The sequence below is a fragment of the Streptomyces sp. CC0208 genome (assembly GCF_003443735.1).
Taxonomy (GTDB): Bacteria; Actinomycetota; Actinomycetes; order Streptomycetales; family Streptomycetaceae; genus Streptomyces; species Streptomyces sviceus.
In genome coordinates this window covers 4,490,601-4,516,437 of record NZ_CP031969.1, presented here as the reverse complement: position 1 = coordinate 4,516,437, position 25,837 = coordinate 4,490,601, and the positions used below count along the sequence as shown (strand labels likewise).

Below are 25,837 nucleotides of genomic sequence, written 5' to 3'. Positions count from 1 at the left end.
CTTGGCAGGCTCATGCGTGCCGACAAGTCACGTAGTGCCATTGGATCGTTTAACTGTCTTTGTTTCAAAGGTAGTTGGCATCAAATGACCTTGCAGAAACGTGCCTGTCAACGCGTGCATATGCGTCCGCCCTACCCCACCGCATGAGCCCTACTATCGGCTCGCCATGACAGCAGCAGGGAAGCACCAGGTGAGCCGCGCGGAAACCTCACGTCGAGGCAGTCGGCCGGGCCGGGCGGGCATCAGAGACGTGGCCGCCGCCGCCGGAGTCTCCATCACGACCGTCTCCGACGCCCTCAACGGCAAGGGCAGGCTCCCGGACGCCACCCGCCGCCATGTCAGGGAGGTCGCCGACCGGTTGGGCTACCGGCCCTCGGCCGCCGCCAGAACCCTCCGTACGGGTAAGTCGGGACTCATCGGCCTGACCGTGACGACGTACGGGGATGAACCTTTCACCTTCACCGAGTTCGCGTACTTCGCCGAGATGGCGCGGGCCGCCACCTCGGCCGCGCTCGCCCGCGGCTACGCCCTCGTCATCCTCCCGGCCACCTCGCGCCACGACGTGTGGTCGAACGTCGCCCTGGACGGCACCGTGGTCATCGACCCGTCCGACCAGGACCCGGTCGTCAGCGAACTGGTCCGGCAGGGCCTACCGGTGGTCTCCGACGGACGCCCGGCCGGCGCGCTCCCGGTCACCGCCTGGGTCGACAACGACCACGAGGCCGCCGTCCTCGGCATCCTCGACCATCTCGCCGACGCCGGCGCGCGCCGTATCGGCCTGCTGACCGGGACGACGACGGACACCTACACCCATCTGTCGACCACCGCGTATCTGCGCTGGTGCGAGCGGGTGGGCCAGGATCCGGTCTACGAGGCCTACCCGGCCCACGATCCGTGCGCGGGCGCCGTCGCCGCCGACCGGCTGCTCGCCCGCCCGGACCGACCTGACGCCGTCTACGGCCTGTTCGACCCGAACGGCACCGACCTGCTGGCCGCCGCCCGCCGCTACGGCCTGCGCGTCCCGGACGACCTGCTGATCGTCTGCTGCAGCGAGTCCACCGTGTACGCCAGCACCGAACCGCCCGTCACCACGCTCTCCCTCAAGCCCCGCCGCATCGGCACGGCTGTGATCCAGCTCCTCATCGACGCCATCGAAGGGGTCGAATCGGACCAACCGGTCGAGCAGGTGATACCGACGGAGCTGATCGTGCGCACCTCGTCCCAGCGGCGGGCCCCGCGTACGACGGTCAGCCCGCCGCGGTCGCCCGAGGAGCAGTAGCCGCAGAGTGGCCGGGCGAGGGGCGAAGCCCGGCGCAATCGGGGCGAATGCCACAGCGAACAGGAGTCTTGCTCCGATTCACCACCCCTGGGTCATCACACGGCGCGATCCGCATTCCTATGATGGGCCCACGACACCGCGGGCCGCTGCGACCAGGCAGTCCGAAGCGGTGCAGATGCGGCGCGATGGTGGAGGGGTCTGATGACTCAGGGGGCCGGTCAGGGACCCGAGGTGGAGCGCGCAGCGGTGCTGCGCGACTTCCGGGTGCCCGCGTACGTCAACGAGACCGGTCCGTACGCCCACAGCGCACACCCCGGCGACGTCGTCCCGGCCCACGAGGAGGCCTACCCGGAGGGGTACACCCCCACCGAGCAGGACCTGCCCGTCATCGACCACGGTGACGGGCTCCAGGCGGCCGCCGATCCCGCCGAGCGCGCGGAGGACGGTCCCGGCCCGCTGTACGTCGTCGGCGACGTCCACGGCTACCTCGACGAACTGATGGCCGCACTCCACGAGAAGGGCCTGGTCGACGCCGCGGGCAACTGGAGCGCCGGCACCGCCCGGCTGTGGTTCCTCGGCGACTTCACCGACCGCGGGCCCGACGGCATCGGCGTCATCGACCTCGTGATGCGACTGTCCGCGGAGGCCGCCGCGGCCGGCGGCTACTGCAAGGCGCTCATGGGCAACCACGAGCTGCTGCTGCTCGGCGCCAAGCGGTTCGGCGACACCCCCGTCAACTCCGGCGCGGGCACCGCCACCTTCCAGGCGGCCTGGCTGCTCAACGGCGGGCAGAAGACCGACATGGACCGCCTCCAGGACCACCACCTGCAGTGGATGGCCCGCCTCGACGCCGTCGAGGAGGTCGACGGCCATCTGCTCGTGCACTCCGACACCACCGCCTATCTCGACTACGGCGACTCGATCGAGGCAGTCAACGACACCGTCCGCGAGACCCTCACGCGCAATGACGCGGACGAGGTGTGGGACCTGTTCCGCAAGCTCACCAAGCGCTTCTCCTTCCGCGACGAGGGCGGCGCCGACCATGTACGGTCCCTGCTCGACACGTACGGCGGCACCCGCATCGTCCACGGCCACAGCCCGATCCCCTATCTGCTCGGCGAGGTGGGCTCCGAGGACGACAAGGAGGAATCCGGTCCGGTGGTCGAGGGACCGCACGTCTACGCCGACGGACTGGCCATCGCGATGGACGGCGGGGTGACCATGGCCGGAAAGCTGCTGGTCCAGCAACTGCCCCTGGATGTCTGAGCTTTCACAGGGCAGTCGTTCCCCCACGACGGAGTGACCGTCGACCGCGCAGGCCAGAGGCCAATTTCTGGAAACCCCCTGTCACCCTGTGCCGTGCCCGCTCTACCATCTGCTTATCCGTAGCAGGCTCCCCTCCGTTTCTGCCCGACGGCTCGTTGGCATGCGAGCCCCAAGCCCTACGGAGCATCGGGGGATGCACATGAACAGCGTTCCGCAGCACCTGCACAGCGAGGACCGCCAGGAGTACGAGCGGATCCTCGATGAGGCGCTGCGCTCCGCACCACACCGTCCCGAACTGGCCGCGGTCGGACAGCGGCTGAATCCCGAACAGCTGCGCACCATGGCGCTCAACGCCACCGCACTCATCACGGCGGCCGCGGCGACCGAGTACCAGCACTATGTGAAGGTCCGCGAGGAACAGCGCCGCCCGGCGACGCCGTCCACCCTGTCGTCCGTGCACGAACCCGGTCCCGCCGAGTCCGGCACGGGTGCGATGGGGCTCGCCACCACCATGGGAGAGGTCGCCGAGACCGCCGGTGCGGGCGCCGTCGCCGTCGCCGCCGTTCTGACGCCTGTCCTGGCCGGAATCGCCGCGGCGATCTTCCTGCTCGTGGGATACATCCTCCAGATGCTCAGCCCACCGCCGGCGTTCGCCCACGCCATGATCACTATCGGCTGGGTGTTCGGTGCCCTGACCGCGGCAGCGATCCTGGTCGCCGCCGGCGGCCTGCTGATCACCGCCCTGCGCAACCGGCCCTCGCCGGACGCGGAGTACGGCGAGCTGAGCGAGGAGGTGGCACGGGCCAGGGACGCCTGGCGCGAGGCCCTGCTGGCACGCGGCCTCCTCCCCTTCCTCAGAGAGGCCCTGGCCGACCCCGGCACCGCCGCACTGCACCACACGGCACCGCCCGCCCCGCCCGCACCGACCAACAGGATGCCCAGCCTCGGCTACGACCGCCCGGGCTTCAGCAGCCCGGACGACGGAGCCTCCGGTGCCCGCCCGAGCTTCACCAGCCCGGACTACACCAGCCCGGACTTCGGGGGGCCGGAACACCAGCCGGAATGACAACACCCGGCACAGCCCCTCGGCTTGCGCCCCCATCCCGGGGAGCGCAAGCCGAAGACCTGCCCGCGGACCGCCCGCCGACGGTTCGCCCGCGTCAGTCGGCGATCGGGAGGTACACCCGGTTGCCCGCCGCCGCGAACTCCTTCGACTTCTGGGCCATGCCCTCCTCGATCTCCTCCTGACCGTCGCCGTGGCGTCGGCGGATGTCCTGGGAGATCTTCATCGAGCAGAACTTCGGCCCGCACATGGAGCAGAAGTGAGCCGTCTTGGCCGGTTCGGCCGGGAGGGTCTCGTCGTGGAACTCCCGGGCCGTGTCGGGGTCGAGAGCCAGGTTGAACTGGTCCTCCCAGCGGAACTCGAAACGGGCGTCGGAGAGGGCGTCGTCCCACTCCTGGGCGCCTGGGTGTCCCTTGGCGAGGTCCGCCGCGTGGGCGGCGATCTTGTAGGTGATGACACCCGTCTTGACGTCGTCCCGGTTGGGCAGGCCCAGGTGCTCCTTGGGCGTGACGTAGCAGAGCATCGCGGTACCCCACCAGGCGATCATGGCGGCGCCGATACCGGAGGTGATGTGGTCGTAGGCCGGCGCGACGTCGGTGGTCAGCGGGCCGAGCGTATAGAACGGAGCTTCATCGCAGATCTCCTGCTGAAGGTCGATGTTCTCCTTGATCTTGTGCATCGGGACGTGACCCGGGCCCTCGATCATGGTCTGTACGTTGAAACGCTTCGCGATCCGGTTGAGTTCCCCCAGTGTGCGCAACTCCGCGAACTGCGCCTCGTCGTTGGCGTCCGCGATCGAGCCGGGCCGGAGGCCGTCGCCCAGCGAGTACGTGACGTCGTAGGCGGCGAGGATCTCGCACAGTTCCTCGAAGTTCTCGTACAGGAACGACTCCTTGTGGTGCGCGAGGCACCACGCCGCCATGATCGAGCCGCCGCGCGAGACGATGCCGGTCTTGCGGTTGGCCGTCAGCGGTACGTACGGCAGGCGCACGCCCGCGTGGACCGTCATGTAGTCCACGCCCTGCTCGGCCTGCTCGATGACCGTGTCCTTGTAGATCTCCCAGGTCAGCTCCTCGGCGCGGCCGTCGACCTTCTCCAGCGCCTGGTAGAGCGGCACCGTGCCGATGGGGACGGGGGAGTTGCGCAGCACCCACTCGCGGGTGGTGTGGATATTGCGGCCGGTGGAGAGGTCCATGACCGTGTCGGCGCCCCAGCGGGTCGCCCAGGTCATCTTCTCGACCTCCTCCTCGATGGAGGACGTCACCGCCGAGTTGCCGATGTTGGCGTTGACCTTCACCAGGAACCGCTTGCCGATGATCATCGGCTCGATCTCCGGGTGGTTGACGTTCGCCGGCAGCACCGCGCGCCCCGCCGCGATCTCCTCGCGGACCACCTCGGGAGAGACGTTCTCCCGGATGGCCACGTACTCCATCTCCGGTGTGATCTCACCGCGTCGGGCATAGGCGAGCTGGGTGACCGCCTTGCCGTCACGGCTGCGGCGCGGCTGGCGGGGCCGCCCCGGGAAGACCGCGTCGAGATTGCGGAGGCCGCCCCGTGGTGAGGTGTGCTTGATCCCGTCGTCCTCGGGGCGCACGGGACGGCCCGCGTACTCCTCGGTGTCCCCCCGGGCGATGATCCAGTTCTCCCGCAGCGGCACAAGGCCCCGGCGGACGTCCGTCTCGGTGAGCGGATCGGTGTACGGGCCCGAGGTGTCGTACAGCGTGACCGACTGCCCGTTGGTGAGGTGCACCTGACGGACCGGCACCCGCAGATCGGGGCGCGAGCCCTCGACGTACGCCTTGTGCCAGCCGATGGACTTCCCGGCCTCCGTGTCGAGCTGGTCGTTCTGCTCGTCGTTCTGCTCGGAGGCAGGCGTGCGCGCGTCCTTGATGGTCATGAGACCTACTCCCTACGCCGGCATTACCCGGTAACAGGTTCGGCGGTCGACGCAGCGGCTTCCGTCTGCCGACGTTTCGTGGGGAACGTCACTCGCTTGAGATGACGTTCCACGTGAAACATCGCTGGGACGGAGGTCAGCGCCCTCTCAGCCCGGTGCTCCGAGCTCCCGCGTGTACAAAGGTGGCTCCACGCTAGCGTCAATTCGGGCGCGGTGAACAGAGGGCCCCTTTCGTTCTTGCGATGATCGGGCGGTGACCACGACGCATCAGCCCCCGTACCCGCCCTCCGAGCCTCCGCGCCGGCCGGGTTCCGGAAACGGCCCTGGGCACGGCCCCGGCAGCGGTTCCCGTGGTGGCTTCGGAGACGGCGGGGCCGACGGGGCCGGCGGGGCCGGCGGCTGGCACGAGCGCGAGCGTGAGCACAGTGGCGGGCATGGCGGTGGTCATGGCTATGGCCACGGTCAGGGTGTGAGCCACGGTGTCCAAGGCGGTGGTGGTCCGGGTGGCGGCGGCGGTTTTGGTGATGGCGGGGGCCATGACGGTGACGGCTACGGCGGCGGCTCGGGTGACGGGCATGGCTCCGGAGACGGGCATGGTTCCGGTGACGGGCATGGTTCCGGTGACGGGCATGGTTCCGGTGACGGGCACGGGCACGGGCACGGACATGAGAGCGGGCCCGGCTCCGGCGGTGGGCACGGCCACTCGCACAGTCACAGCCACGGGCCGGCAACTCCCGTCTCCAAGCACCTGCGCAAGGTCATCGCGGCGATCCTCATCCCGTTCGGGGTAGCCGTGGTGGTGGGACTCGCGGTGCTGTGGCCCGGTGGCGCCCCCGCGCACGAACGCACCGGGGTCGGCTTCGACCGGCAGACCCAGCACGCGACGGTCAGCAAGGTCGTGAGCGTCAGCTGCAAGTCGGTGAACGCCTCGGGGGAGACCCCGACCGGGGACACCTCGACCGCCGAGGGCTCGTCCGCCGAGCAGCAGGCGAACGGCAGCTGCAAGAAGGCGACGATCCGGGTCGACACCGGCAAGGACAAGGGCCGCACCTTCACGGAGATCGTCCAGCCGGACCAGTCGCGGCAGTTGCACGAGGGCCAGAAGGTCGTGGTCGCGTACGAGCCCTCCGCGCCCAGGGACCTGCAGTACTCGGTCACCGACGTGGACCGCGGGTTCCCGATGGCGCTGCTCGCCGGCATCTTCGCGCTCGCCGTTGTGGTCGTCGGGCGAATGCGCGGTGTCATGGCGCTGATCGCGCTGGCCGTCAGCTTCCTGCTGCTGAACTTCTTCGTCCTGCCCGCGATCCTCCAGGGCTCGAACCCGCTGCTCGTGGCGGTGGTCGGATCGAGCGCCATCATGCTGATCGCCCTCTACATGTGCCACGGTCTGTCGGCCAGAACCTCCGTGGCGGTCCTCGGCACGCTGATCTCCCTGGTGCTGATCGGCGTCCTCGGCTCGTTGTTCATCAACTGGGCGGCGCTGACGGGGAACACGGATGACAACACCGGGCTCATCCACGGGCTGTTCCCGTCGATCGACATGAGCGGTCTGCTGCTGGCCGGCGTCATCATCGGCTCGCTCGGTGTCCTCGACGACGTGACCGTCACCCAGACCTCGGCGGTCTGGGAACTGCACGAGGCCAACCCGACGATGGGCTGGCGTGGGCTGTACCGCGCGGGCATCCGGATCGGCCGCGACCACATCGCGTCCGTCGTCAACACCCTCGTCCTCGCCTACGCCGGTGCCGCGCTGCCACTGCTGCTGCTCTTCTCCATCGCTCAGTCCAGCGTGGGGACCGTGGCCACCAGCGAGCTGGTGGCGGAGGAGATCGTGCGCACGCTGGTCGGCTCGATCGGCCTCGTCGCCTCGGTACCGGTCACCACGGTCCTCGCGGCCCTGGTGGTCTCGGCCGACCGACCGGGGACGGGGGCGGCGGGTACGGGGGCGGCGGGTACGGGCGCGTCCACGCCCGTACCGGCGACGAGTGCGAGCGCGGGGACCGCCGGCAGTCGCCCGGCGGTTGGACGTGGTGGGAAGGGGCGGCGGCGCAGGCGGTGAGAGGGGGCCTGGAGGCAGGGGGCAGGGAGGCAGGGGCGGGGCGGAGCTCCCGTCTCCCTGATCCCAGGCTCCGGTTCCGAGTTACCGGCTCCCCACTTTCGGCTCGCGGCTCCCGGCTCCCGGCTCCCGGCTCCCGGCTCCCGGCTCCCGGCTCCCATGATGAGGCCCGCCTGCCGCAGAAGGGTGCGCCGAGCAGCCCCGAACGCGGAGCGACCCGCCACCCGGTCGTTCCCATGGTTCCCACCGCGCACTTCACCAGCGAGCCGGCTCAGCCCTGTCCTCCTCTCTGATTCCGACCCGGCAGAAGCGTTCCTGCACGCTCCCATCCCGCGCTGAAGCGTTCCGCCACCTCACCACCGCAAGCTGTCAGCCCGCGCTCTGCTCCTCCGCCAGGATCCGGTCCAGCGCCTCGTCGAGGTGGGTGTCGAAATCGGCCAGCGCGGCCTCCTGGCCCAGCGGCACCAACTTGTCCGTGCGATCGAGGAACGCGATGATCGGCGCCGTTGACGAGCGGAACAGGGCCTGGTCGCCGCCGACCTGAAGCCGGATCAGTACATCGCCCAGCAGGTCGGAGCCGGCCGGTGAGACCCGTACATCACCCTCCCCGCAGGGCCGCCCCACCCCGTCGATCAGCAGCTCGCGGCCGAAAGCCCAGGTCACCGGGGCGTCGCCCGGGAGATGGAAGGTCAGCCGGACCGCGTACGGATCGCAGGCCTCGTAGCGCAGCTCCACGGGAATGCGAAAGGAGAGCTCCTCGGACACGAGAAAGCTCATCATGACCTCTGCCTGTACGGTCTCGCGCATCGCCTACCCCGTCATCTGCCTTCGTCGGCCGAAATGATCCCTCTGACACTGGTGGCATCTTGCTGAACGTGTACGACAGATCACAAGGAGTGAGTTTTCAGATACTGATAGAGATCGCGAGCGATCCCATCAAACGCCCGATTTCCGCTTGCAATTGCTGGGTGGCGGTCATCAATCGGTCTGCCTGATGAGCGGGCAATGAGATGGCCATCGTTGACGCGGCGTTACCCACCGTGATCGGAATCGCCGCGCACACCGTCCCCAGTGCGTACTCCTGACGTTCGATCACCGGTCCCATCCGCGCGGTCCGTTCGAGACGCCGGAGCAGACTGTGGCCGTCGCGCACGGTGTACGGCGTGATGGACTGCACGGGGTACCGGTCGAGGTGGTCGCGCCGGCTCTCGTCGTCGAGTTGGGCGAGCAGGCACTGCCCGATGGCGTGTGCGTGCCCGGTCTCGCGAAAGTCGGCCCACTCCTCGACCGCCGGGTTTCCGGGGCTGTCGGAGACACAGAGGACGTCGATCTCGCCGTCGCGGTACTGGGCGTAGTACACCGGCACGCCGATCAGGTCGCGCCAGTGCGCAAGCGCGTCGACGACGGTGCTGCGACGTTTCTGCTCGGCTCCGCTGCTGCTCAGCCGCTCAGCCGCCTCTCCGAGGAAGAACAGGCCCTTGTCGCGGCGCAGATAGCCCTCGTGCACCAGGGTGCGCAGCAGGTGGTACGCCGTGGGGAGTGCCAGCCCGGTCTCGCGGGCGAGTTGTTTGGCAGGGGCTCCGTACTCGTGCTCCGCGACGGATTCGAGCAGGCGCATCGCGCGTTGGACGGACCCGATCAGGGTGCCGGAGTGCGCCTGCTCGGGAGGTTCGGCGGAGGGCGCCGCGGGCGGCTGGACGGGGGCGGACGGCCGTACGGAAGTGGTGGGCTGCACGGGAGCCGACGCCCGTACCGGAGCCGTCGATTGGGCGGGCCCGGATGACCGTACGGGCCCGGATGGCCGGACCGGCGCTGACGCCCGTACCGGAGCTGCCGGCTCACCCGGAGCCGTCGGCTGCGTGGGGCCCACCGGCTGGGCGGGGCCGACGGGCTGGACAGCGGCTACCGGGCCTCCTGGAGCGTTCGGCCGTACCGAAGCCGTCGGCTGTGTCGGAGCCGTCGGTCGTGTCGGAGGCTTCGTCGCGCGGGCGTCGATCTGTGCGGGTGCGGTGTCAACCGTGGCCAAGGGTTACTCCCGGGGCGCGAGGGGGCAGCCCGTGCGGGGAACACGGGAGGGGGTGTACTCCGCTCGCGGGGTCGTCCCCGCGTCGAGTTCCGGACTTTAACGGTCTGCCACCGCACGTATACGGCCTGTCCGGAAAACTTCCCTCGCCCGAGGGAACGGGGCATTCCTGTTACCGGTCGCCCCGCCCGCTCCCGATGCTTACCAGTCGCTGCGCGAAGAGGAGCTCGACATGAACTTCCGTACGACGTAGACGAGACCGCCGACCAGGGCCACGAAGACCAGCAGCTTGAAGAGCAGGCCGATGACGAAGCCGACGACCGTGGCTATCAGCCCGCCGAACACGACCAGGGCGATGACCGGCACCGCGATCCACTTCACCCACCACGGCATCCCCGCGAAGATCTCTCCCATCGCACTTACCTCTCTGCAGTCCGGCACTGTCCGGCCCCTCTGGTACCGGATCCACCAATGTCCTGCACTCGATGCTAGGGCCGGGAGGTGCCGCTGCGGGGGCCTCGCATCCCTTGTCCTCCCCTGACTGATCCCCTAGGGAACCCCGAGACCGCGGGTCAGCTCTCGGGGGGAGAGAACACCACCATGACCCTGAGGTCCTCGCTGATGTGGTGGAACTTGTGGGCGACACCAGCCGGTACGTACACCACGCTGCCGCGCGCCACCTGGGTGGTCTCCATGCCCACGGTGATCGCCGCGCGTCCGCTGACCACGAAGTAGACCTCGTCCTGGTGGTGCGGCTGCTGCGGGTCCTGCGCGCCCGCGTCGAGCGCGTACAGGCCGACCGACATGTTCCGCTCACGCAGGAACTGGAGGTAGGCGCCGTCGTTGGCGGCGCGCTCCGCCTCCAGTTCATCCAACCGGAATGCCTTCATCGACTTGGTCCGCCCTCGTCAGTGCCCGTAACCGATCTCTTCTGTCACGATCAGACACATGAAGAATTTCCTAGTCAAGACGATCGCCAACGCGGGTGCTCTTGCAGTCGCCGTCTGGCTGCTCGACAAGATCACCCTGACCGGTGGCAGCACCGGCAAGAAGGTCTTGACGCTGATCGTCGTCGCCCTGGTCTTCGGTCTGGTGAACTTCCTGGTCAAGCCCATCGTGCAGGTGCTCACCTTCCCGCTGTTCATCCTGACGCTCGGCCTGTTCACACTGATCGTCAACGCGCTGATGCTGCTGCTGACCTCGTGGCTCGCCGACAAGCTCGACCTGAGTTTCCACGTCGAGGGGTTCTGGACGGCCGTGCTGGGCGGCCTGATCATCTCGATCGTGTCCTGGGCCCTGCACATGGTCCTGCCCGACGAGGACTGAGGAAGCATGTCCTATCGCGTCTGTTTCGTCTGCACGGGCAACATCTGCCGTTCCCCGATGGCCGAGTCGGTCTTCCGCGCCCGCGTGGCGGAAGCCGGCCTTGAGGGCCTGGTCGAGGTGGACAGTGCCGGTACGGGCGGCTGGCACGAGGGCGACGGCGCCGACCCGCGCACCGTGTCCGTCCTGGAGGAGCACGGCTACGACGGCGCCCATACGGCCCGGCAGTTCCAGCCGTCCTGGTTCTCCCGCCTCGACCTGGTGATCGCCCTCGACGCCGGCCACCTGAGGGCCCTGCGACGCCTCGCGCCCACGCCGGAGGACGCCGGGAAGGTACGGCTGCTGCGTTCGTACGACCCCGCCGCGGGCGATGAGCTGGACGTTCCGGACCCGTACTACGGGGGCCTGGACGGCTTCGAGGAGTGCCTTGAGATGGTGGAGGCGGCGAGCGAGGGTCTGCTCGCCGAGGTGCGCGAGCGGACGGAAGGACGGGTGGCATGAGCGACAGGGCTGCGGACCAGGGGGAGGGCACGCGCGCGGTACGGGCGGGACTGCCCGAGGCGGTCAAGAACGAACCGACCCTGCCCGGTCCGGCCTTCGCCGCCCACTTCCATCTGCCCGGCGAGGTCGACGGCCCGTACACCTACGGCCGCGACACGAACCCCAGCTGGAGCCTGCTGGAGCGCGCCATCGGCGAGCTGGAGGCGCCGGGGCAGGACGGAGTGGAGACACTGGTCTTCGCCTCGGGCATGGCCGCCATCTCCGCCGTACTCTTCTCGCAGCTGCGGGCCGGGGACACGGTCGTCCTGCCCAGTGACGGGTACCAGGTTCTGCCGCTGATCCGCGCCCAACTGGAGGCGTACGGCATCGAGGTGCGCACCGCTCCGACCGGTGGCGACGCCCAGCTCGACGTCCTCGACGGCGCGCGGCTGCTGTGGATCGAGAGCCCGTCCAACCCCGGCCTCGACGTGTGCGACATCCGGCGGCTCGTCGAGGCGGCCCACGCGCGTGGTGCGCTCGTCGCCGTCGACAACACGCTCGCCACCCCGCTCGGACAGCGCCCGCTGGAGCTCGGCGCGGACTTCTCCGTGGCCAGCGGCACCAAGCAGCTCACGGGGCACGGAGACGTCCTCCTCGGGTACGTCACCGGACGCGAGGGCGAGGCCATGAACGCCGTCCGCCGCTGGAGGAAGATCGTCGGAGCGATCGCCGGGCCCATGGAGGCCTGGCTCGCCCACCGGTCGATCGCCACCCTCCAGATGCGGGTCGACCGGCAGAACGCGACCGCGCTCGTGCTCGCCGAGGCGCTGCGGAAGCGGCCGGAGGTGACCGGGCTGCGCTATCCGGGGCTGCCCGACGACCCCTCGCACAAGATCGCGTCGCAGCAGATGCGCCGCTATGGATGCGTGGTGTCCTTCACGCTGCCCACGCACACGCGTGCCGACCGATTCCTCGACGCCCTGCGGCTGGTGGACGACGCGACGAGCTTCGGCGGGGTGCGCTCCACGGCCGAGCGGCGTCGGCGCTGGGGCGGCGACGACGTGCCGGCGGGATTCATCCGCTTCTCGGTCGGGGCGGAGGATCCCGAGGACCTGGTGGCGGATGTGCTGCGTGCGCTGGAGGAGTCGGCCGACTGACCCGTTCAGCAGCGGTTTTCCGGACACGCGCCATGTCCGGATACGTACGACGGACGGTCCGAGCCTCCCCCCTCGTGGCTCGGACCGCCCCGGTTCCCGCGCGCCAAGAACCGCGCGAACCAGGCTAGTTGACTCTGTGTCAGTGTCCAATCACAGTAGCGACAGGGGCCTATCGACATATTTATAGTTGGGCCCCTGCCCCGGGCCGAGTCAGGGACCGGGGCAGGGCTCGGGAGGGGGACGTCACCATGGATCTGGCCTTGCTGCGCACCTTCGTGACGGTGCACCGGGCCGGTTCCTTCACCCGCGCCGCCGCCCTGCTCGGGCTGTCGCAGCCGGCCGTCACCTCGCAGATCCGTACCCTGGAACGGCAGTTGGGCAGGCCCCTGTTCTTACGGCAGGCCCGCGGCGTGACCCCCACGACCATCGGTGACGAACTCGCCCACAAGGCCGCCCCCCATCTCGACGCCCTGGTGGAGATCACCGAGACCGGCCTGGACGACGAGTCCTCCCTGCGCACGCTGCATCTCGCGGGGCCACCCGAGTTCACCGCCGAGCGGGCGCTGCCCGCGCTCACCGAGCTGACCGGCGAGGACGGCCAGGGCTTCGCCCTGCGGGCCTCCTTCGGGAACGCCGAGGAGACCCTGGAGGGTCTGGCCGCCGGACATCACGATCTGGCCATCAGCACGGCCCGTCCACGGGGTGCGCTGCTCACCGCGAGCACGCTCTGCGACGAGGAGCACGTCCTGGTCGCCGCCCCGACCTGGGCCGACCAGCTCGGCTCAGGGGAAGCGGTCAAGACCGTTCCCGGCGTCAAGACCGTTCCCGGGGTCAAGCGCGCCCCCGCGTTCGAGGACGTCCCCGTGGTCGAGGTGCACGAGTCGCTGCCCTTCGTCTCGCGCTACTGGGCCTCCGTCTTCGATTCCCGTCCGGCCGCACCGGGCACCGTCGTCGTCCCAGATCTGCGCGCGGTACTCGCCTGCGCGGTCGCGGGCGCCGGGCTCGCGGTGCTGCCGCGCTATCTGTGCGCGGCCGCCCTGGAGCGCGGCGACGTCGTCGCGCTCCACGAGCCCACCGTGCCCCCGCTGCGGACGTACTTCCTGGTGGTGCGCACCGGGACGCTGGCCATGCCCCATATCGCGCGGGCGCACGAATGGCTGCTGCGGGCGGCTGCCGACTGGTGTTGAGCGGGGGTTTCGCGTTCTCCGCCCGGTGATCGCGACCGATGACGGCACGCGATGTTTCACGTGGAACCATCCGGGCCACATTCCCCCCATGACCGTAAGACCCGTGGTCAAGCGCACCGCCCGTGCCGTCCTGCTCGACGGCGACGATCTGATCCTGATCAAGCGCACCAAGCCCGGCATGGATCCCTACTGGCTGACTCCCGGCGGTGGAGTCGAGCCGACGGACACGACCGTCGTCGACGCCCTGCACCGCGAGGTCTACGAGGAACTCGGCGCCAAGATCACCGATGTGGTGCCCTGCTTCGTGGACACCGTCGAGCACATCGGCGACGACGGTGGTGCGACCGGAGTGAAGGTGCAGCACTTCTTCGTCTGCCACCTGGAGTCGATGAACCCGTCCCTGCGGCACGGGCCCGAAGTGGACGAGCCCATCGGGGAGTACGAGATCGTCCGGGTGCCGTTCACCCGCATCGGGATCGCCTCGGTCCACCTGGTCCCGCTGTCCCTGCGCCACTATCTGGACGGCAACATCGAGGGCGTACGGGCCATGCACGCACCGGACCTGGGCTGAGCTCGCGCGAGGTCACTGGGCCAGGACGAGTTCCTCCACGGAGTCGTGGCGTATGCGTTCCGACGGGATCCCGAAGGACCTGAGCGTGTCCACACCGCTGCGGATCATGCCGGGCGGGCCGGAGAGGTAGGCGTCGTAGTCGTGCCAGGGGCCGTACGCGCGTACGGCCTCCGGGAACCGAAGACGAGCCCCCTGGTCGACGACCGCACGGACGGACAGCCAGGGGTGCGACTGCTGGAGCCTGAGCATCGTGTCGATGGCGTACAGGCCGTGGTCGGTGCGGGCTCCGTAGAACACCTCGACCGACCGTCGTGCGCCGTGTTCAGCCACGTCCTCGACCAGCGCCTTGATCGGAGCTATGCCGGTACCGCCGCCCAGGCAGAGCAGTCCGCTGTCGGTGGTGTGGTCCACGGTCATGGACCCGGTCGGTGGACCGAGCCGGATGACGTCCCCGGGGTGGGCCCGGTGCACCAGAGCGTTGGAGACCCAGCCCGCAGGGACGGCCTTCACGTGAAACGACAGCAGCCCGTCGGAGCGGGGTGCCGAGGCGAACGAGTAGTGCCGCCATATGCGCGGCCACCACGGCGTCTCCAGGCTTGTGTACTGGCCGGCGAGGAACGGATAGGGCTGGTCGGGCCGGACGGTGACGACGGCGACGTCCGGGGTCCGCAGGTCGTGCGATACGACCTCCGCGAACCACCAGGCGGGGGCGCGCAGTTCGTCCGCGGCCGCCGCGTCGATCATCACCTGCGAGATCGTCGTGTACGCCCGGACCCAGGCCGCTTCGGTCTCCCTGTCCCAACTGCCGGAGGCGTACTTGCTCAGCGCGCCGATGAGGCACTCCCCGACCGCCGGATAGTGCTCGGCGCGGGTGCCGTACTTGCGATGGCCGCGACCCAGGTTCTGCAGGTAGTCGACCAGCACAGGCGGGTTGTCGATGTGCTCGGCCGCCGTCAGCAGCGCCCTGAGCAGGCGGTCCCGCTGGGCGTCCATGGAGGCGGGGAACAGCGGGCGCAGACCGGGGTGGCGTACGAAGAGCAGCGCGTGGAAGTACGACGTGACCTTCTCGGCGACCGGGGCGACCTCGGCCATGGTCCGGCGGATGCGGACGGCGTCCGGGGAGGGCGGCTGGTCCCTCGGGGACAGGCCCGGAAACGGCGCCGAGGTGGTGTCGAGCGCCGGGAGGGTGCCCTGGCGCGAGGAGGAGCGCTGGACCGGGACCCGGGCCCGTGCGGAAGAGGTCTCGTCCGGCGTCGTCGGGGGCTGGGCCGGGGCGGACCACGGTAAGGGGGGTGTCTGCGCCAGGGGGTCTGTCTCGTACGTCCGTGTCGGGCTCTGTGCCCCGTCGGCCGGGCCGGGTATCTCCTCGGCGATAGTCGCCTTCGCGCGGCCGGACTCCGTGCCGGGTGACGCTGTGTCCGAAGCGTCGGGCGGCGGCGCCGTGGCCTTGGCCGACGGGTCCGTTTCAGTGGCCGACGGAGCTGCTGGAGAGGTGCCTGCCCCTGGACTTCCGACCGGGCGCGGCTCGGTCGGCCTGCTTCCCTCTGCCGTCTCGTCTGCGGCACCGGGCGCCGCCGTCGGCTGATGGTGTGGAGCGAACCAGCCGACCCCGTCCCCGGAAGTGCCGTTGTCGGCCGGCATGCCGGTCGGAGCGTCCATGGTGTGCCTCGCCTCGAACATCCTTCGGTCGGTCTGCGCGCACTTCCTCTGTCGGAAGAGTCCTGCTTTCCCCCGCGGACAGCTGTCTTCCCGCTCGACGTCACGCCCGAAGCGGCTACATGCAGCCCCTGTACGCGGTCCCTTGCAGCGTGCCACCGCGTACAGACGCCGTGGCCGCATAACCACGAATGCCGGTCTTCGATCTGTCCGTCCCGTTAGGCTGCATTGCCCCGCTCTCGGCCGCGGGCTCGTCACACTCCCGTAGGGACAGGAACGGGAGTCGACCCTACCGGCCGACCCAATTACCGGGCATGGCGCACCAATTCATACGCTTCCCACAGATCCATGCCGTCATAGGAGTGGGTTGAGATGTCGGACAGGTGATGATCCGCGTTGACCGCCACCGAGACCGGCACCACGGCGAACAGGTCCTTGTCGGAGGATGAGTCGCCGTAGGCGACGCAGTCGGCCCGTGTCACTCCGAACTGCTCGCACAGCCGGTCCGCGATCAGGACCTTGGCAGCGGCACTGAGTGCTCCGGCGGGATCTACAGGCTCGGTGAAGGGGACGGCCGGAAAGCGGGACCCGTACGCGGCATGAGCTCCCCAACCGGTGAGCCGTTCCACAAAGAAGGACGGGGAGAGGGATACGACCGCGCAATAGTCGCCCTGTCCCCTGATCTCCGCCCAGACTTCCCGAATTCGGGCCAGCCACGGAGCCCCTTCGAAGGCCGCGACGACGTGTGCCTCGGTCAGGGACGCCCACAGCGCGTAGACCTGCTGCGCGTATTCGGGCGGCCCTATCAGCCCGGCCCCGATCGCCTGATCGAGTGCCACCGTCTCGGCCTCGAGTCCGAGTTGCCGGGAAATCTGTACGGGCGCGCTGCTCCCGTGCAGCAAAGTGCCGTCGAGGTCGAAGAGATGAAGTCTCGCCATGTTCGTGAGGCTAATGGTCCATAAGCCCGGAGAAGCCTCATGGGTACGTCCGGCCGATCGCCGGACGGTCGTCGTTCTCCGATGTTTCACGTGAAACACCCAGTATCTGATCGCGCCCTGTGCGCTTGACCACGACATGGCCAAAAGCCCGTACGCACCCCGGGAAACAGGTGGACGCCGGGGGCACCCGTCGGACAGCCTGAGCTGCGTGCCGATTCCTTCTCTCGCCGCTCTCCCCATCCGTCGTCTGACGCTTCGCGATCTCCACGCCTGCGCGGACTTGTCCGAGGACCGGGGGTGGCCACGCGAGGAGTACAAGTGGGGCCTCCTCCTCGCGGCCGGAAAGGGCTACGGCATCGACGACCCCGACGGAGGCCTCGTCACCGCCTGCGTGGTCACGGAGTACGGCCCCTACAGCGAGCCCGACCTGGGAGCGATCGGGATGGTACTGGTCGCCGAACGGCACGCCCGACAGGGCATCGGCCGTCGGCTCATGCTGCACATCCTTTCCGCGATGGGCACCACCCCGCTGACCCTTCACGCCACGCCCTACGGCCGCCCGCTCTACGAGGAACTGGGCTTCAAGGTCACCGGCCAGGCGGAGATGCTCCACGGACACTTCAGGCCGGGCGGCCCGACCTCGGCGGTGAACACGCGCGCGGCGACCGCCGAGGACCTCGCCACGATTCTCCGGCTCGACGAGGAGGTGCTCGGTACGGATCGCACGCACCTCATCACCCGGTTGCCCGCCTTCGCCGACCAGTTCCGCGTCGCCGAGGAGAGCGGCCGGATCATCGGATACGCGGCTGCCTGGCCCAACATGAACACCCATGTCGTGGGCCCATTGATCGCCCGTGACACCGAGACGGCCCAGGCACTCCTCGCCTCGCTCGCCGCCGGTACGGATCGTCCCCTGCGCACCGACATCGACGTACGGCACGAAGAGCTGCGGGCCTGGGCCAGGGACCACGGTCTGGTGCCGGTCGCCCTCAACTCGGTCATGACGTACGGGATCCCGGAGCTGCCGGGCGACTGGAGTCGGCGGTTCGCTCCCCTGACGGTGGCGGCGCTCTGAGGCCCGCCTGTACGACGGCGCCGGCGCCCCGCGCTTCGGGGAACCGGCGCCGTCGTACCCGGCCGCGGGCCACATGGTTTCAGTGGTGCACCGTGTTTCAGTGGCGCACCGCGGTCCGCTGCTCCGCGGGTGCCGCCCCTGCGACCACGGCGCTGGGAGCGCTGTCCCGGCGTTCCAGCAGGGCCGAGAGGAACGCCAGGAGGAGAGCGCCCGTGGCCAGGGCTGCGCCCACCCAGTTGGGGGCGGTGTAGCCGAAGCCGGCCGAGATGACCAGGCCGCCCAGCCAGGCGGAGAGGGCGTTGCCGAGGTTGAAGGCGCCGATGTTGACGGCCGAGGCGAGCGTGGGGGCCGCGTGGGCCTGGTCGAGGACCCGCTTCTGGAGCGGCGGCACGGTCGCGAAGCCCAGGGCGCCGATGAGTGCGATCGTGACGCCGGCCAGGACCTTGTGGTGCGCGGTGAGCGTGAAGAGCGCGAGCACGACGGCCAGGGCGCCCAGGGAGACGTACAGCATGGGCATCAGGGCCCGGTCGGCGTATTTGCCGCCCACGAGGTTGCCGCCGACCATACCGAGGCCGAAGAGGACCAGCAGCCAGGTCACCGAGCCGTCGGCGAAGCCGGTCACGTGGGTCATCATCGGCGCGATGTAGGTGATGGCGGCGAAGACACCGCCGAAGCCGAGGACGGTCATCGCCATGGCGAGCAGCACCTGGGCGTTCTTGAAGGCGGCCAGTTCGTGACGCAGGCGTACCCCCTCCGGCCTGGGCATCTCGGGGACGAGCTTGGCGATGCCGACCAGGCCGACGACGCCGAGGGCCGCGACGATCGCGAAGGTGAGACGCCAACCTGCACTCTGACCGATCAGCGTGCCCAGCGGGACGCCTACGACATTGGCGACGGTCAGGCCGGTGAACATCATCGCGATGGCTCCGGCCTTCTTGTCCGGGGCCACCAGGTCGGCGGCGACGACCGAGCCGATACCGAAGAAGGCTCCGTGGGCGAGGGAGGCGACCACGCGGCCGATCAGCATGACGGTGAAGGCCGGGGCGAGGGCGGAGAGCAGGTTCCCGACGATGAACAGCCCCATCAGCAGCATCAGCATCCGCTTGCGCGAGATCTTGGTGCCGAGGGCGGTCATCAGCGGGGCGCCGAGCATGACACCGAGCGCGTAGCCGGTGACCAGGAAGCCGGCGGTGGGGATGGAGACCCCGAAGTCGTCCGCGACCTCGGGCAGCAGCCCCATGATCACGAACTCAGTCGTTCCGATTCCGAAAGCCCCGATCGCGAGGGCCAGAAGCGCGAGCGGCATGGGGGGTGACACCTTCCCAGACGATTGCAGGAGCATGTTGCGCACGTCCACAATAATTGCAGACGCTTTATATTTGCAAGCGACGGTAATCTCGTTTCGCTCCTGCCTCCCCGGTAGGCGCCGTAGGACAGAGGAGGCAGGCCCCATGACCGCCACAGACCCCTCGCTCACCGCCGTCGCCCAGGGCTGGTGCGCGCTCTCCCTGCTGCACGGACGGATCGAGGCCCACATCGAGAAGGCCCTGCAGTCCGCCCACGACCTCAGCGTGCGCGAGTACTCCCTGCTCGACGTCCTGGGCCGCCAGCACGACGGCGAGGGCGGACACCTGCAGATGAAACAGGTCGCCGACGCCGCCGTCCTCAGCCAGAGCTTCCTCTGCCCCACCAACCGCCGCGGCATCTACACCGACGTCACCGACACCGGCCGCATCCTCCTCGAACTAGCCCGCCCCACCAACGAGAAGGCTCTCCGAGAAGCCCTCGACCAAGCCGCCACCCACCCCGAACTCACCCCCCTCGCACGAGCCCTGGAGACCCTCGGCCCACCTGTGGTGCCCGCACAGGAATGCCCCGCATAGGGTTCGGACATGGGAGAACTCGACATTCGGCCCGCCACGACGGACGACGTCTCCGCGATCGTCGGCATGCTCGCCGACGACCCCTTGGGCGCCCAGCGTGAGTCCCCGGACGACCTGGCCCCCTATCTGGCCGCGCTGGAGCGCCTTTCCGCCGACCCGAACCAGCATCTGGTCGTCGCCACGCGGAGGGATCGTGTGGTCGGCACGCTGCAGCTCACCGTGGTCCCGGGGCTGTCGCGGCGCGGTGCCACCAGATCGATCATCGAAGGGGTGCGCATCCACGCCGACGAGCGTGGCAGTGGGCTCGGGTCCCGGCTCATCGAGTGGGCCATCGAGGAATCCCGCCGTCAGAACTGCCAGTTGGTACAGCTGACGTCCGACAACACCCGCACGGACGCCCATCGCTTCTACGAACGCCTCGGTTTCACAGCCTCACACGTGGGCTTCAAGCTGACTCTCTGATCCTCGCCCTGGCCGCTTCCTCACTGCACGGCAAGGCGCCCTGTTTCACGTGAAACAGGGCGCCCTTCGGTCAACCGGCCAGGGGCACCTAGCCGATGCCTCGCCACCCCTCTGAATCCACTCCACCCGGCACGGAAGACCCCTCGTCATACGGCTGGCGGGTGAACACGAACGAGCCGAGGTCGAGATGGTCCACGGATCCGTCAGGCCGCCGTACGGCCTTGAGGACCTCCCCTTGGAAATAGCCCTCCAGACCGGTCCAGGTGCCGTCGGCATTGGCCCGGAACCGTGAGCGCCGGCCTGCGCCCGACAGAGGCTCCAGCGAGACGAGTCCATCCGCCGTCAGCCGTAGGGCGAATCCGTTCGTTCCCCAGTACCACTGACCCGCCAACTCCAGTGCGGGCGCATCGGCTTCCCGCATCGGGCGCCACGGCTCGGGGATCCTGGGCTCGGCCTCCGCGACGATCCGTACGAGATCGGCCCCTACGACGGACAGCAGCGGGCCAGAGGTGCAGTTGGCCAGTACCACCGCGGCGACATCGTCCGCCACGCTGATCGTGAGATTCGCGAGGAAGCCCGGCAGCGAGCCCGAATGGCCCACAAGCAGCCGTCCGTCACGGTGCTGGATCTGCAACCCGAGCCCGTACGTGGCACCGTCGGCGAGATCCCCCGTCCCGGACGGCGCGGCGGGCGTGCGCATCTCACGCACGGTCTCCGCGCGCAGCACCCGGTCGTCCCCGTGCGCCAGGAAGACAGCGAAGCGCGCCAAGTCCGCTGTGGTGGACCAGAGTTGCCCGGCCGGAGCCATTCGTCCGAGATCCTCGGAGGGCTCGGGCAGCATCACATCGGCCCAGGGATGGACCGCCCAGCCGCCCGCGTGCGGCGCCTCCGGACGGCCACTCGTACGGTCGAGACCCAGCGGTGTAAGTACTTCACGCCGGAGCACCTCCTCCCACGGAGCCCTGCGGAGCTTCTCAACGAGTGCTCCCAGCAGGGTGTAGCCGGGGTTCGAGTAGTGGAAGAGGCGTCCCGCCGGATGCAGGAAGGGATTCTCGCCCAGTACGTCGGCGAGTTCCGGACGCAGGGCCCCTGAGGTGCGTTCCCACCAGGGCGCCGGGGACTCGGCAGCCAGTCCACCGGTGTGGGCGAGGAGTTCGGCGACGGTGGCCTCCCCCGCTCCCGTGCCCGGTACGTACTTCTCCAGCGGGTCGCCGAGGTCGAGCAGTCCCTCGTCACGCAGTCGCAGGACGAGGACGGCGGTGAAGGTCTTGGTGATCGAGCCGATGCGGTACTGCACGTTCTCGTCCGGGCCGTGCCCGTCCACCGAGGTGCGCGTGCCGTGCCAGACGGTCCGCCCGTCCCGTACGACCGCCGCGACCAGTGAGGGTGCCCTGCCCTCCGCCTGGGCCACGGCGATCCGGTGCAGCAGCGCCCGGCGCGTGCCGGGAAGCAGCTCTTCCTGAGATGTCGTCATCCCCCCAGTCCATCCCGTGGGGGACACGCACGTCGACTTCTTTGGCCCCGGGGAGATTGTGGACGGCCGACCGACGGCTGCCGGCTGAGCTCCTGTCGGCTCCTGGAGCGCCGGCGAGCACGGACCCGACGAGGCGCGTGTAGGTTCTCCGGTCCGCTGTCATATGGCGCGATGCTGTGACCTGCTGTTCTCCCTCCTGTCTCAGGCAGTGACGGATGAGTTGAGTCTCAGGATCGTGTCACTTCCTTCGACCGCCTCCGACGGAGTTGACCAGGTCATGCGCGATTCAGATCGAGGCTCGGAGGGCCTTCCGCAGGAGCTCGCCGAACTCTGCGGGGTGCGTGGTCAGTCCAATGTGCCCGCCGGGGAAGTGCTGGAGCTCCGTGCCGAGACGCTCGGCCAGGAAAGCGGCCGAGCGGTAGGGCAGCTCACCGCGTGAGTCCTGGCCACCGGCGATCACGAGCCGGTCCGACAGCCCCTCCAGCCGGCGGATGTCCGGCGCGTAGGACATGAAGCTGGGCACGATCCGCCCGACGAAGTACGGCAGGTTGGCCATCGTCTGCTCGGCCCGCGCCGCTGCTCGGGGCGGAAGTTTGAGCTCGGCCTTCGGCTCGGTGGTGTCGCTGTCCTTCTTCAGGCCCGCAGCGAACACGGCCATGGCCGGCATGAGCCCTTGGGTGCGGAACGTGTCCTGCACGTGTGCGATGAGTGCGCGGTGTTCAGCCGCGTCCGGCAGGACCTCTACTACTGGCGGCTCGTGCGCCACAACGCGTGCGATGCGTTCGGGGTGGGTGGTGAGCAGGTGCAGGGCGGCGATCGCGCCTGAACTGGCGCCGAATACTAGGGCGGGCTCACCGGGCGACAGCAGTTCCAGCATCCGGAACGCGTCATCGGCGTGCTCGGCCACATGCTGCTCGGCGTCGGGGTCGTCCAGCGTGCTGCGGGACATGCCGCGAGGGTCGTAGGTCGCGACTGAGTATTCGGCGGCCAGGTCTTCGGCGATGCCGTCGAAGGATGCCGCGCCACCCGTCCCTCCGGGGATCAGCAGCAGGAACGGGCCCTGGCCTCGCACTTCGTAGTGCAAGGTCGCGCCGTTCACACGCAGGCTGCCGATGATCGGGTCGGTCATGAGGATTCTCCTTCTCGGGACGGGGGCCAGTGCTCCAGGAGGGCGTGCAGGGCGTCGAGGGCACGGATCCAGGACTGCTGCGGCGAACGCTTGTGCGCGAAGCCGCCCGCCGCTTCCAGGGCGACGAACCCGTGGAACGTGCTGCGCAGCAACCGGACCGCGTCGGTCAGGTCCGGCTCGGCCAGTCCGTAGCCGCGCAGCATGCCGTAGGTCAGCTCGACCGCCCGCCGTGGTCCGGGCGCCTTTGCGGCCAGCTCGGGGTCGATCTGGATCGGGGTCTGCGTTGCCATGTAGCGGCCCGGATGCTGGTGGGCGTACTCCCGCCAGGCATTCGCGAAGGCGACGAGCGCGTCTTTGCCTGCTCGCCCAGCGGTCGCCTCCGCAATGCGGATGGTCTTCTCGTCCGCCGCCAGCAGGGCGATCCGACCGCGCAGATCCTCCAAGCTGCGGACGTGCGTATAGAGGCTCGCGTCCTTCACGCCCAGTCGCCGCGCCACCTGCGACATGGTCACCTGGTCGAGCCCGACGTCGTCCGCCAGCTCTGCGCCCGCGACTGTCACCCGCTCCGCTGTCAGCCCGGCCCGCACCATGCACCCTCCTAAGATCCTTGAGCTCCTAGTTTTAGCCTAGGGGTCCTAGGAAAGCAATCGGGGGTGCAAGCAACAAGGGCGTCCGCGGGATCACGGACTGCCTGTCCCGGTTGGTGGGCTCATCAGGGCATCACGCGGTAAGCCCGTTGTTCGTGCCGGCGCGGTCTCCCGCCCGGAGGGCAGCGTCGTGGGAGGCTCCGCCGCGGGCTCGGAGGGGGATCTCTTGTGGGTGTGGGGCCCATCTCGCCATGTTCGCGGTGCTCATGCCCTTCTCCTGGGCGAGATCGGGCAGGGTCCGGCGGCGGTGAACGTACTGTTCGATGAGCCAGTCGCGGTCGATGGTTCCGAGGGGCTTGTAGTCCTGCGGGCCGTCGCGGAGCGGGATGCCGTACTCCTTGGCGAGGTCGGTCAGTACTCTGCGGGAGAAGCCGGTAAGGGCGGCGATCTGCTTGTCTCACGACTGCTTCATAAGTGCAGCCGATATGAAGCGGAGCGTGAGACTGTGCAGCGAAACCTGAGACCCTACAGCGCGGACATCAGGTCTGGGCCATGTCCACGAAGCGCGAGTAGTGGCCCTGGAAGGCGACGGTGATCGTCGCCGTCGGGCCGTTACGGTGCTTGCCCACGATGATGTCCGCCTCGCCCGCGCGGGGAGACTCCTTCTCGTAGGCGTCCTCACGGTGCAGCAGGATCACCATGTCGGCGTCCTGCTCGATGGAGCCGGACTCACGCAGGTCGGACACCATGGGCTTCTTGTCGGTGCGCTGCTCGGGACCACGGTTGAGCTGCGAGAGCGCGATCACCGGCACCTCCAGCTCCTTGGCGAGGAGTTTGAGGTTACGGGACATGTCCGAGACCTCCTGCTGACGGCTCTCGGAGCGCTTGGAACCACCGGCCTGCATCAGCTGCAGATAGTCGATGATCACGAGCTTGATGTCGTTGCGCTGCTTCAGCCGCCGGCACTTCGCCCGGATCTCCATCATCGACAGGTTCGGGGAGTCGTCGATGTAGAGCGGCGCTGAGGACACCTCGGGCATCCTGCGCGCCAGCCGGGTCCAGTCCTCGTCCGTCATGGTGCCCGAACGCATGTGGTGCAGGGCCACCCGCGCCTCGGCCGACAGGAGACGCATCGCGATCTCGTTGCGCCCCATTTCCAGGGAGAAGATGACGCTGGCCAGGTTGTGCTTGATCGAGGCCGCGCGGGCGAAGTCCAGCGCGAGGGTGGACTTGCCCATGGCGGGACGGGCCGCGATGACGATCATCTGGCCCGGGTGCAAACCGTTGGTGAGCGAGTCGAGGTCGGTGAAGCCGGTGGGCACGCCGGTCATCTCGCCACTGCGCGAGCCGATCGCCTCGATCTCGTCGAGCGCACCTTCCATGATGTCGCCGAGCGGCAGATAGTCCTCGCTGGTGCGCTGCTCGGTGACCGCGTAGATCTCGGCCTGGGCGCGGTTGACGATCTCGTCGACGTCGTCGTCGGCCGCATATCCCATCTGGGTGATGCGCGTCCCTGCCTCGACCAGGCGCCGCAGGACCGCCCGCTCGTGGACGATCTCCGCGTAGTACTCGGCGTTCGCCGCCGTCGGAACGGTCTGGACGAGGGTGTGCAGATACGATGCGCCGCCGACCTTGTTGATCTCGCCGCGCTTGGTGAGCTCGGCGGCGATCGTGATGGGGTCGGCCGGCTCGCCCTTGGCGTAGACGTCCAGGATCGCCTGGAAGATCGTCTCGTGGGCGGGCTTGTAGAAGTCGTGGCCCTTGATGACCTCGACGACGTCCGCGATGGCGTCCTTGGACAGAAGCATGCCGCCGAGGACCGACTGCTCGGCGTCCAGGTCCTGAGGCGGGACCCGCTCGAAGGCCGTGCCCCCGCCGTCCCAGGTGTCGGTGTCCCTGCCGCGGTCGTGCTGCTCGTCGCGCCCCCGGCCCCCGTCGCCGCGGCGACGCGAGGAGGGCAGACGATCACTGGGACCGCTGTCGGCCCACGGGTCGTCCAAGGGCTCGGAAATACTCACCGAGCCACCTCCTCCCGTCCGCCGAGCGGACCTCGCCGTGCTTCTCAGTTCTACGGCACGGCACTGACAAATGAGACGCCCAACTCCGGTTCTGGCGCGTCGGTTTTGTGATGGTTTGCAAGCCGACGGACGGAGCGGGCGCCGGACCACCGTAGGCCCGTCGGCACCGTCAGCCAATCTGGTTATCCACAGGCCATGTGGACGACGGCCCGGATGCTGTGGAGAACTCCGCAAAACCTGTGCACGACCCGGTGGACAGCCCTGTGAACAAGCTCGACCCCATCCGCAAACAGATGCCCTGACCTGCACCTTC

Annotated in this window: 24 protein-coding genes and 1 riboswitch; of the genes, 12 read left to right on the top strand and 12 right to left on the bottom strand. The window is 69.0% G+C overall.

All coding sequences use genetic code 11. The features are described from left to right. Nucleotides 1–166: 166 nt before the first annotated feature. The 3 genes from D1369_RS20690 (at nt 167) to D1369_RS20680 (ending at nt 3,611) form a co-directional block, all read left to right on the top strand. On the top strand, nt 167–1,279 hold the full coding sequence (locus tag D1369_RS20690; RefSeq protein WP_007383231.1) for a LacI family DNA-binding transcriptional regulator: 1,113 nt from the start codon (nt 167–169) through the stop codon (nt 1,277–1,279). Nucleotides 1,280–1,480: 201 nt separating this feature from the next. Next, nucleotides 1,481–2,545, top strand: a complete 1,065-nt coding sequence (locus tag D1369_RS20685) for a metallophosphoesterase (protein WP_007383232.1) — start codon at nt 1,481–1,483, stop codon at nt 2,543–2,545. Nucleotides 2,546–2,738: 193 nt separating this feature from the next. Continuing rightward, nucleotides 2,739–3,611 (top strand): membrane protein, encoded by an 873-nt coding sequence (locus D1369_RS20680; protein WP_037900743.1) that lies wholly within the window; start codon nt 2,739–2,741, stop codon nt 3,609–3,611. 94 nt (nt 3,612–3,705) lie between these two features. Here the strand turns inward: D1369_RS20680 and thiC are convergent, their stop codons facing one another. Then, the gene (gene thiC, locus D1369_RS20675) at nt 3,706–5,505 is read right to left on the bottom strand and encodes a phosphomethylpyrimidine synthase ThiC (RefSeq protein WP_007383234.1); all 1,800 of its coding nucleotides are present in this window, start codon (nt 5,503–5,505) and stop codon (nt 3,706–3,708) included. Continuing rightward, nucleotides 5,498–5,687, bottom strand: a riboswitch (TPP riboswitch). It overlaps the preceding gene by 8 nt. A gap of 287 nt (nt 5,688–5,974) precedes the next feature. On the opposite strand from thiC, the gene D1369_RS20670 reads away from it, so the two are divergent. Then, entirely contained in the window at nt 5,975–7,564 is a 1,590-nt protein-coding gene (locus D1369_RS20670) for a YibE/F family protein (RefSeq protein ID WP_007383235.1), read from the top strand. A gap of 366 nt (nt 7,565–7,930) precedes the next feature. On the opposite strand, the gene D1369_RS20665 is transcribed toward D1369_RS20670, so the two are convergent. The 4 genes from D1369_RS20665 to D1369_RS20650 form a co-directional block, all read right to left on the bottom strand. Beyond that, on the bottom strand, nt 7,931–8,368 hold the full coding sequence (locus tag D1369_RS20665) for an SsgA family sporulation/cell division regulator (protein ID WP_007383236.1): 438 nt from the start codon (nt 8,366–8,368) through the stop codon (nt 7,931–7,933). Between the two features lie 97 nt (nt 8,369–8,465). Further along, on the bottom strand, nt 8,466–9,203 hold the full coding sequence (locus tag D1369_RS20660; protein WP_007383237.1) for an IclR family transcriptional regulator C-terminal domain-containing protein: 738 nt from the start codon (nt 9,201–9,203) through the stop codon (nt 8,466–8,468). A gap of 582 nt (nt 9,204–9,785) precedes the next feature. Beyond that, the gene (locus D1369_RS20655) at nt 9,786–9,998 is read right to left on the bottom strand and encodes a DUF5326 family protein (RefSeq protein WP_020119530.1); all 213 of its coding nucleotides are present in this window, start codon (nt 9,996–9,998) and stop codon (nt 9,786–9,788) included. Nucleotides 9,999–10,156: 158 nt separating this feature from the next. Continuing rightward, the gene (locus D1369_RS20650; protein ID WP_007383239.1) at nt 10,157–10,474 is read right to left on the bottom strand and encodes a cupin domain-containing protein; all 318 of its coding nucleotides are present in this window, start codon (nt 10,472–10,474) and stop codon (nt 10,157–10,159) included. Between the two features lie 58 nt (nt 10,475–10,532). Here D1369_RS20650 and D1369_RS20645 point away from each other — a divergent pair, with 58 nt between their 5' ends. The 5 genes from D1369_RS20645 to D1369_RS20625 all read left to right on the top strand — a co-directional run bounded on the left by D1369_RS20645 (nt 10,533) and on the right by D1369_RS20625 (nt 14,302). Next, on the top strand, nt 10,533–10,910 hold the full coding sequence (locus D1369_RS20645) for a phage holin family protein (protein ID WP_007383240.1): 378 nt from the start codon (nt 10,533–10,535) through the stop codon (nt 10,908–10,910). Nucleotides 10,911–10,916: 6 nt separating this feature from the next. Continuing rightward, nucleotides 10,917–11,408, top strand: a complete 492-nt coding sequence (locus D1369_RS20640; protein WP_007383241.1) for a low molecular weight protein-tyrosine-phosphatase — start codon at nt 10,917–10,919, stop codon at nt 11,406–11,408. Then, nucleotides 11,405–12,544: a cystathionine gamma-lyase gene (locus tag D1369_RS20635; RefSeq protein ID WP_007383242.1), complete on the top strand. Its 1,140-nt coding sequence runs from the start codon at nt 11,405–11,407 to the stop codon at nt 12,542–12,544. Before D1369_RS20640 ends, D1369_RS20635 begins: the two co-directional genes overlap by 4 nt. 248 nt (nt 12,545–12,792) lie before the next feature. After that, nucleotides 12,793–13,731: a LysR family transcriptional regulator gene (locus D1369_RS20630; protein WP_007383243.1), complete on the top strand. Its 939-nt coding sequence runs from the start codon at nt 12,793–12,795 to the stop codon at nt 13,729–13,731. Between the two features lie 88 nt (nt 13,732–13,819). Further along, entirely contained in the window at nt 13,820–14,302 is a 483-nt protein-coding gene (locus D1369_RS20625; RefSeq protein WP_028808004.1) for an NUDIX hydrolase, read from the top strand. Nucleotides 14,303–14,314: 12 nt separating this feature from the next. Here D1369_RS20625 and D1369_RS20620 read toward each other — a convergent pair whose 3' ends face one another. After that, a complete protein-coding gene (locus D1369_RS20620; protein WP_237557642.1) occupies nt 14,315–15,982 on the bottom strand; it encodes a globin domain-containing protein in 1,668 nt (555 codons plus the stop codon). 281 nt (nt 15,983–16,263) lie between these two features. Next, nucleotides 16,264–16,896 carry an HAD-IB family phosphatase gene (locus tag D1369_RS20615; RefSeq protein WP_007383246.1) on the bottom strand — a complete coding sequence of 211 codons (633 nt, stop codon included), beginning with the start codon at nt 16,894–16,896 and terminating at the stop codon, nt 16,264–16,266. A 208-nt stretch (nt 16,897–17,104) separates the two neighbouring features. On the opposite strand from D1369_RS20615, the gene D1369_RS20610 reads away from it, so the two are divergent. Beyond that, complete coding sequence (locus D1369_RS20610) at nt 17,105–17,971, top strand: GNAT family N-acetyltransferase (RefSeq protein WP_007383247.1); 867 nt, start codon at nt 17,105–17,107, stop codon at nt 17,969–17,971. A 97-nt stretch (nt 17,972–18,068) separates the two neighbouring features. Here D1369_RS20610 and D1369_RS20605 read toward each other — a convergent pair whose 3' ends face one another. Beyond that, on the bottom strand, nt 18,069–19,277 hold the full coding sequence (locus D1369_RS20605; protein ID WP_007383248.1) for an MFS transporter: 1,209 nt from the start codon (nt 19,275–19,277) through the stop codon (nt 18,069–18,071). Nucleotides 19,278–19,422: 145 nt separating this feature from the next. Here D1369_RS20605 and D1369_RS20600 point away from each other — a divergent pair, with 145 nt between their 5' ends. Then, nucleotides 19,423–19,854, top strand: a complete 432-nt coding sequence (locus D1369_RS20600; RefSeq protein WP_007383249.1) for a hypothetical protein — start codon at nt 19,423–19,425, stop codon at nt 19,852–19,854. 9 nt (nt 19,855–19,863) lie between these two features. After that, nucleotides 19,864–20,316, top strand: coding sequence for a GNAT family N-acetyltransferase (locus tag D1369_RS20595; protein ID WP_007383250.1), 453 nt, complete (start codon nt 19,864–19,866; stop codon nt 20,314–20,316). An 88-nt stretch (nt 20,317–20,404) separates the two neighbouring features. On the opposite strand, the gene D1369_RS20590 is transcribed toward D1369_RS20595, so the two are convergent. The 4 genes from D1369_RS20590 to dnaB form a co-directional block, all read right to left on the bottom strand. Then, nucleotides 20,405–21,790 (bottom strand): serine hydrolase domain-containing protein, encoded by a 1,386-nt coding sequence (locus tag D1369_RS20590; protein WP_007383251.1) that lies wholly within the window; start codon nt 21,788–21,790, stop codon nt 20,405–20,407. 286 nt (nt 21,791–22,076) lie between these two features. After that, entirely contained in the window at nt 22,077–22,919 is an 843-nt protein-coding gene (locus D1369_RS20585) for an alpha/beta hydrolase (RefSeq protein WP_007383252.1), read from the bottom strand. Further along, nucleotides 22,916–23,509, bottom strand: coding sequence for a TetR/AcrR family transcriptional regulator (locus D1369_RS20580; protein WP_037900752.1), 594 nt, complete (start codon nt 23,507–23,509; stop codon nt 22,916–22,918). Before D1369_RS20580 ends, D1369_RS20585 begins: the two co-directional genes overlap by 4 nt. A 536-nt stretch (nt 23,510–24,045) precedes the next feature. Beyond that, nucleotides 24,046–25,524 (bottom strand): replicative DNA helicase, encoded by a 1,479-nt coding sequence (gene dnaB / locus D1369_RS20570; protein ID WP_007383254.1) that lies wholly within the window; start codon nt 25,522–25,524, stop codon nt 24,046–24,048. Nucleotides 25,525–25,837: the final 313 nt, after the last annotated feature.

Coding starts and splice junctions, on each gene's coding strand:
- D1369_RS20690 (WP_007383231.1), top strand. CDS start 167: ATGACAGCAGCAGGGAAGCACCAGGTGAGCCGCGCGGAAACCTCACGT.
- D1369_RS20685 (WP_007383232.1), top strand. CDS start 1,481: ATGACTCAGGGGGCCGGTCAGGGACCCGAGGTGGAGCGCGCAGCGGTG.
- D1369_RS20680 (WP_037900743.1), top strand. CDS start 2,739: ATGCACATGAACAGCGTTCCGCAGCACCTGCACAGCGAGGACCGCCAG.
- thiC (WP_007383234.1), bottom strand. CDS start 5,505: ATGACCATCAAGGACGCGCGCACGCCTGCCTCCGAGCAGAACGACGAG.
- D1369_RS20665 (WP_007383236.1), bottom strand. CDS start 8,368: ATGCGCGAGACCGTACAGGCAGAGGTCATGATGAGCTTTCTCGTGTCC.
- D1369_RS20655 (WP_020119530.1), bottom strand. CDS start 9,998: ATGGGAGAGATCTTCGCGGGGATGCCGTGGTGGGTGAAGTGGATCGCG.
- D1369_RS20650 (WP_007383239.1), bottom strand. CDS start 10,474: ATGAAGGCATTCCGGTTGGATGAACTGGAGGCGGAGCGCGCCGCCAAC.
- D1369_RS20645 (WP_007383240.1), top strand. CDS start 10,533: ATGAAGAATTTCCTAGTCAAGACGATCGCCAACGCGGGTGCTCTTGCA.
- D1369_RS20640 (WP_007383241.1), top strand. CDS start 10,917: ATGTCCTATCGCGTCTGTTTCGTCTGCACGGGCAACATCTGCCGTTCC.
- D1369_RS20635 (WP_007383242.1), top strand. CDS start 11,405: ATGAGCGACAGGGCTGCGGACCAGGGGGAGGGCACGCGCGCGGTACGG.
- D1369_RS20630 (WP_007383243.1), top strand. CDS start 12,793: ATGGATCTGGCCTTGCTGCGCACCTTCGTGACGGTGCACCGGGCCGGT.
- D1369_RS20625 (WP_028808004.1), top strand. CDS start 13,820: ATGACCGTAAGACCCGTGGTCAAGCGCACCGCCCGTGCCGTCCTGCTC.
- D1369_RS20620 (WP_237557642.1), bottom strand. CDS start 15,982: ATGTTCGAGGCGAGGCACACCATGGACGCTCCGACCGGCATGCCGGCC.
- D1369_RS20615 (WP_007383246.1), bottom strand. CDS start 16,896: ATGGCGAGACTTCATCTCTTCGACCTCGACGGCACTTTGCTGCACGGG.
- D1369_RS20605 (WP_007383248.1), bottom strand. CDS start 19,277: ATGCCGCTCGCGCTTCTGGCCCTCGCGATCGGGGCTTTCGGAATCGGA.
- D1369_RS20600 (WP_007383249.1), top strand. CDS start 19,423: ATGACCGCCACAGACCCCTCGCTCACCGCCGTCGCCCAGGGCTGGTGC.
- D1369_RS20595 (WP_007383250.1), top strand. CDS start 19,864: ATGGGAGAACTCGACATTCGGCCCGCCACGACGGACGACGTCTCCGCG.
- D1369_RS20590 (WP_007383251.1), bottom strand. CDS start 21,790: ATGACGACATCTCAGGAAGAGCTGCTTCCCGGCACGCGCCGGGCGCTG.
- D1369_RS20585 (WP_007383252.1), bottom strand. CDS start 22,919: ATGACCGACCCGATCATCGGCAGCCTGCGTGTGAACGGCGCGACCTTG.
- D1369_RS20580 (WP_037900752.1), bottom strand. CDS start 23,509: ATGGTGCGGGCCGGGCTGACAGCGGAGCGGGTGACAGTCGCGGGCGCA.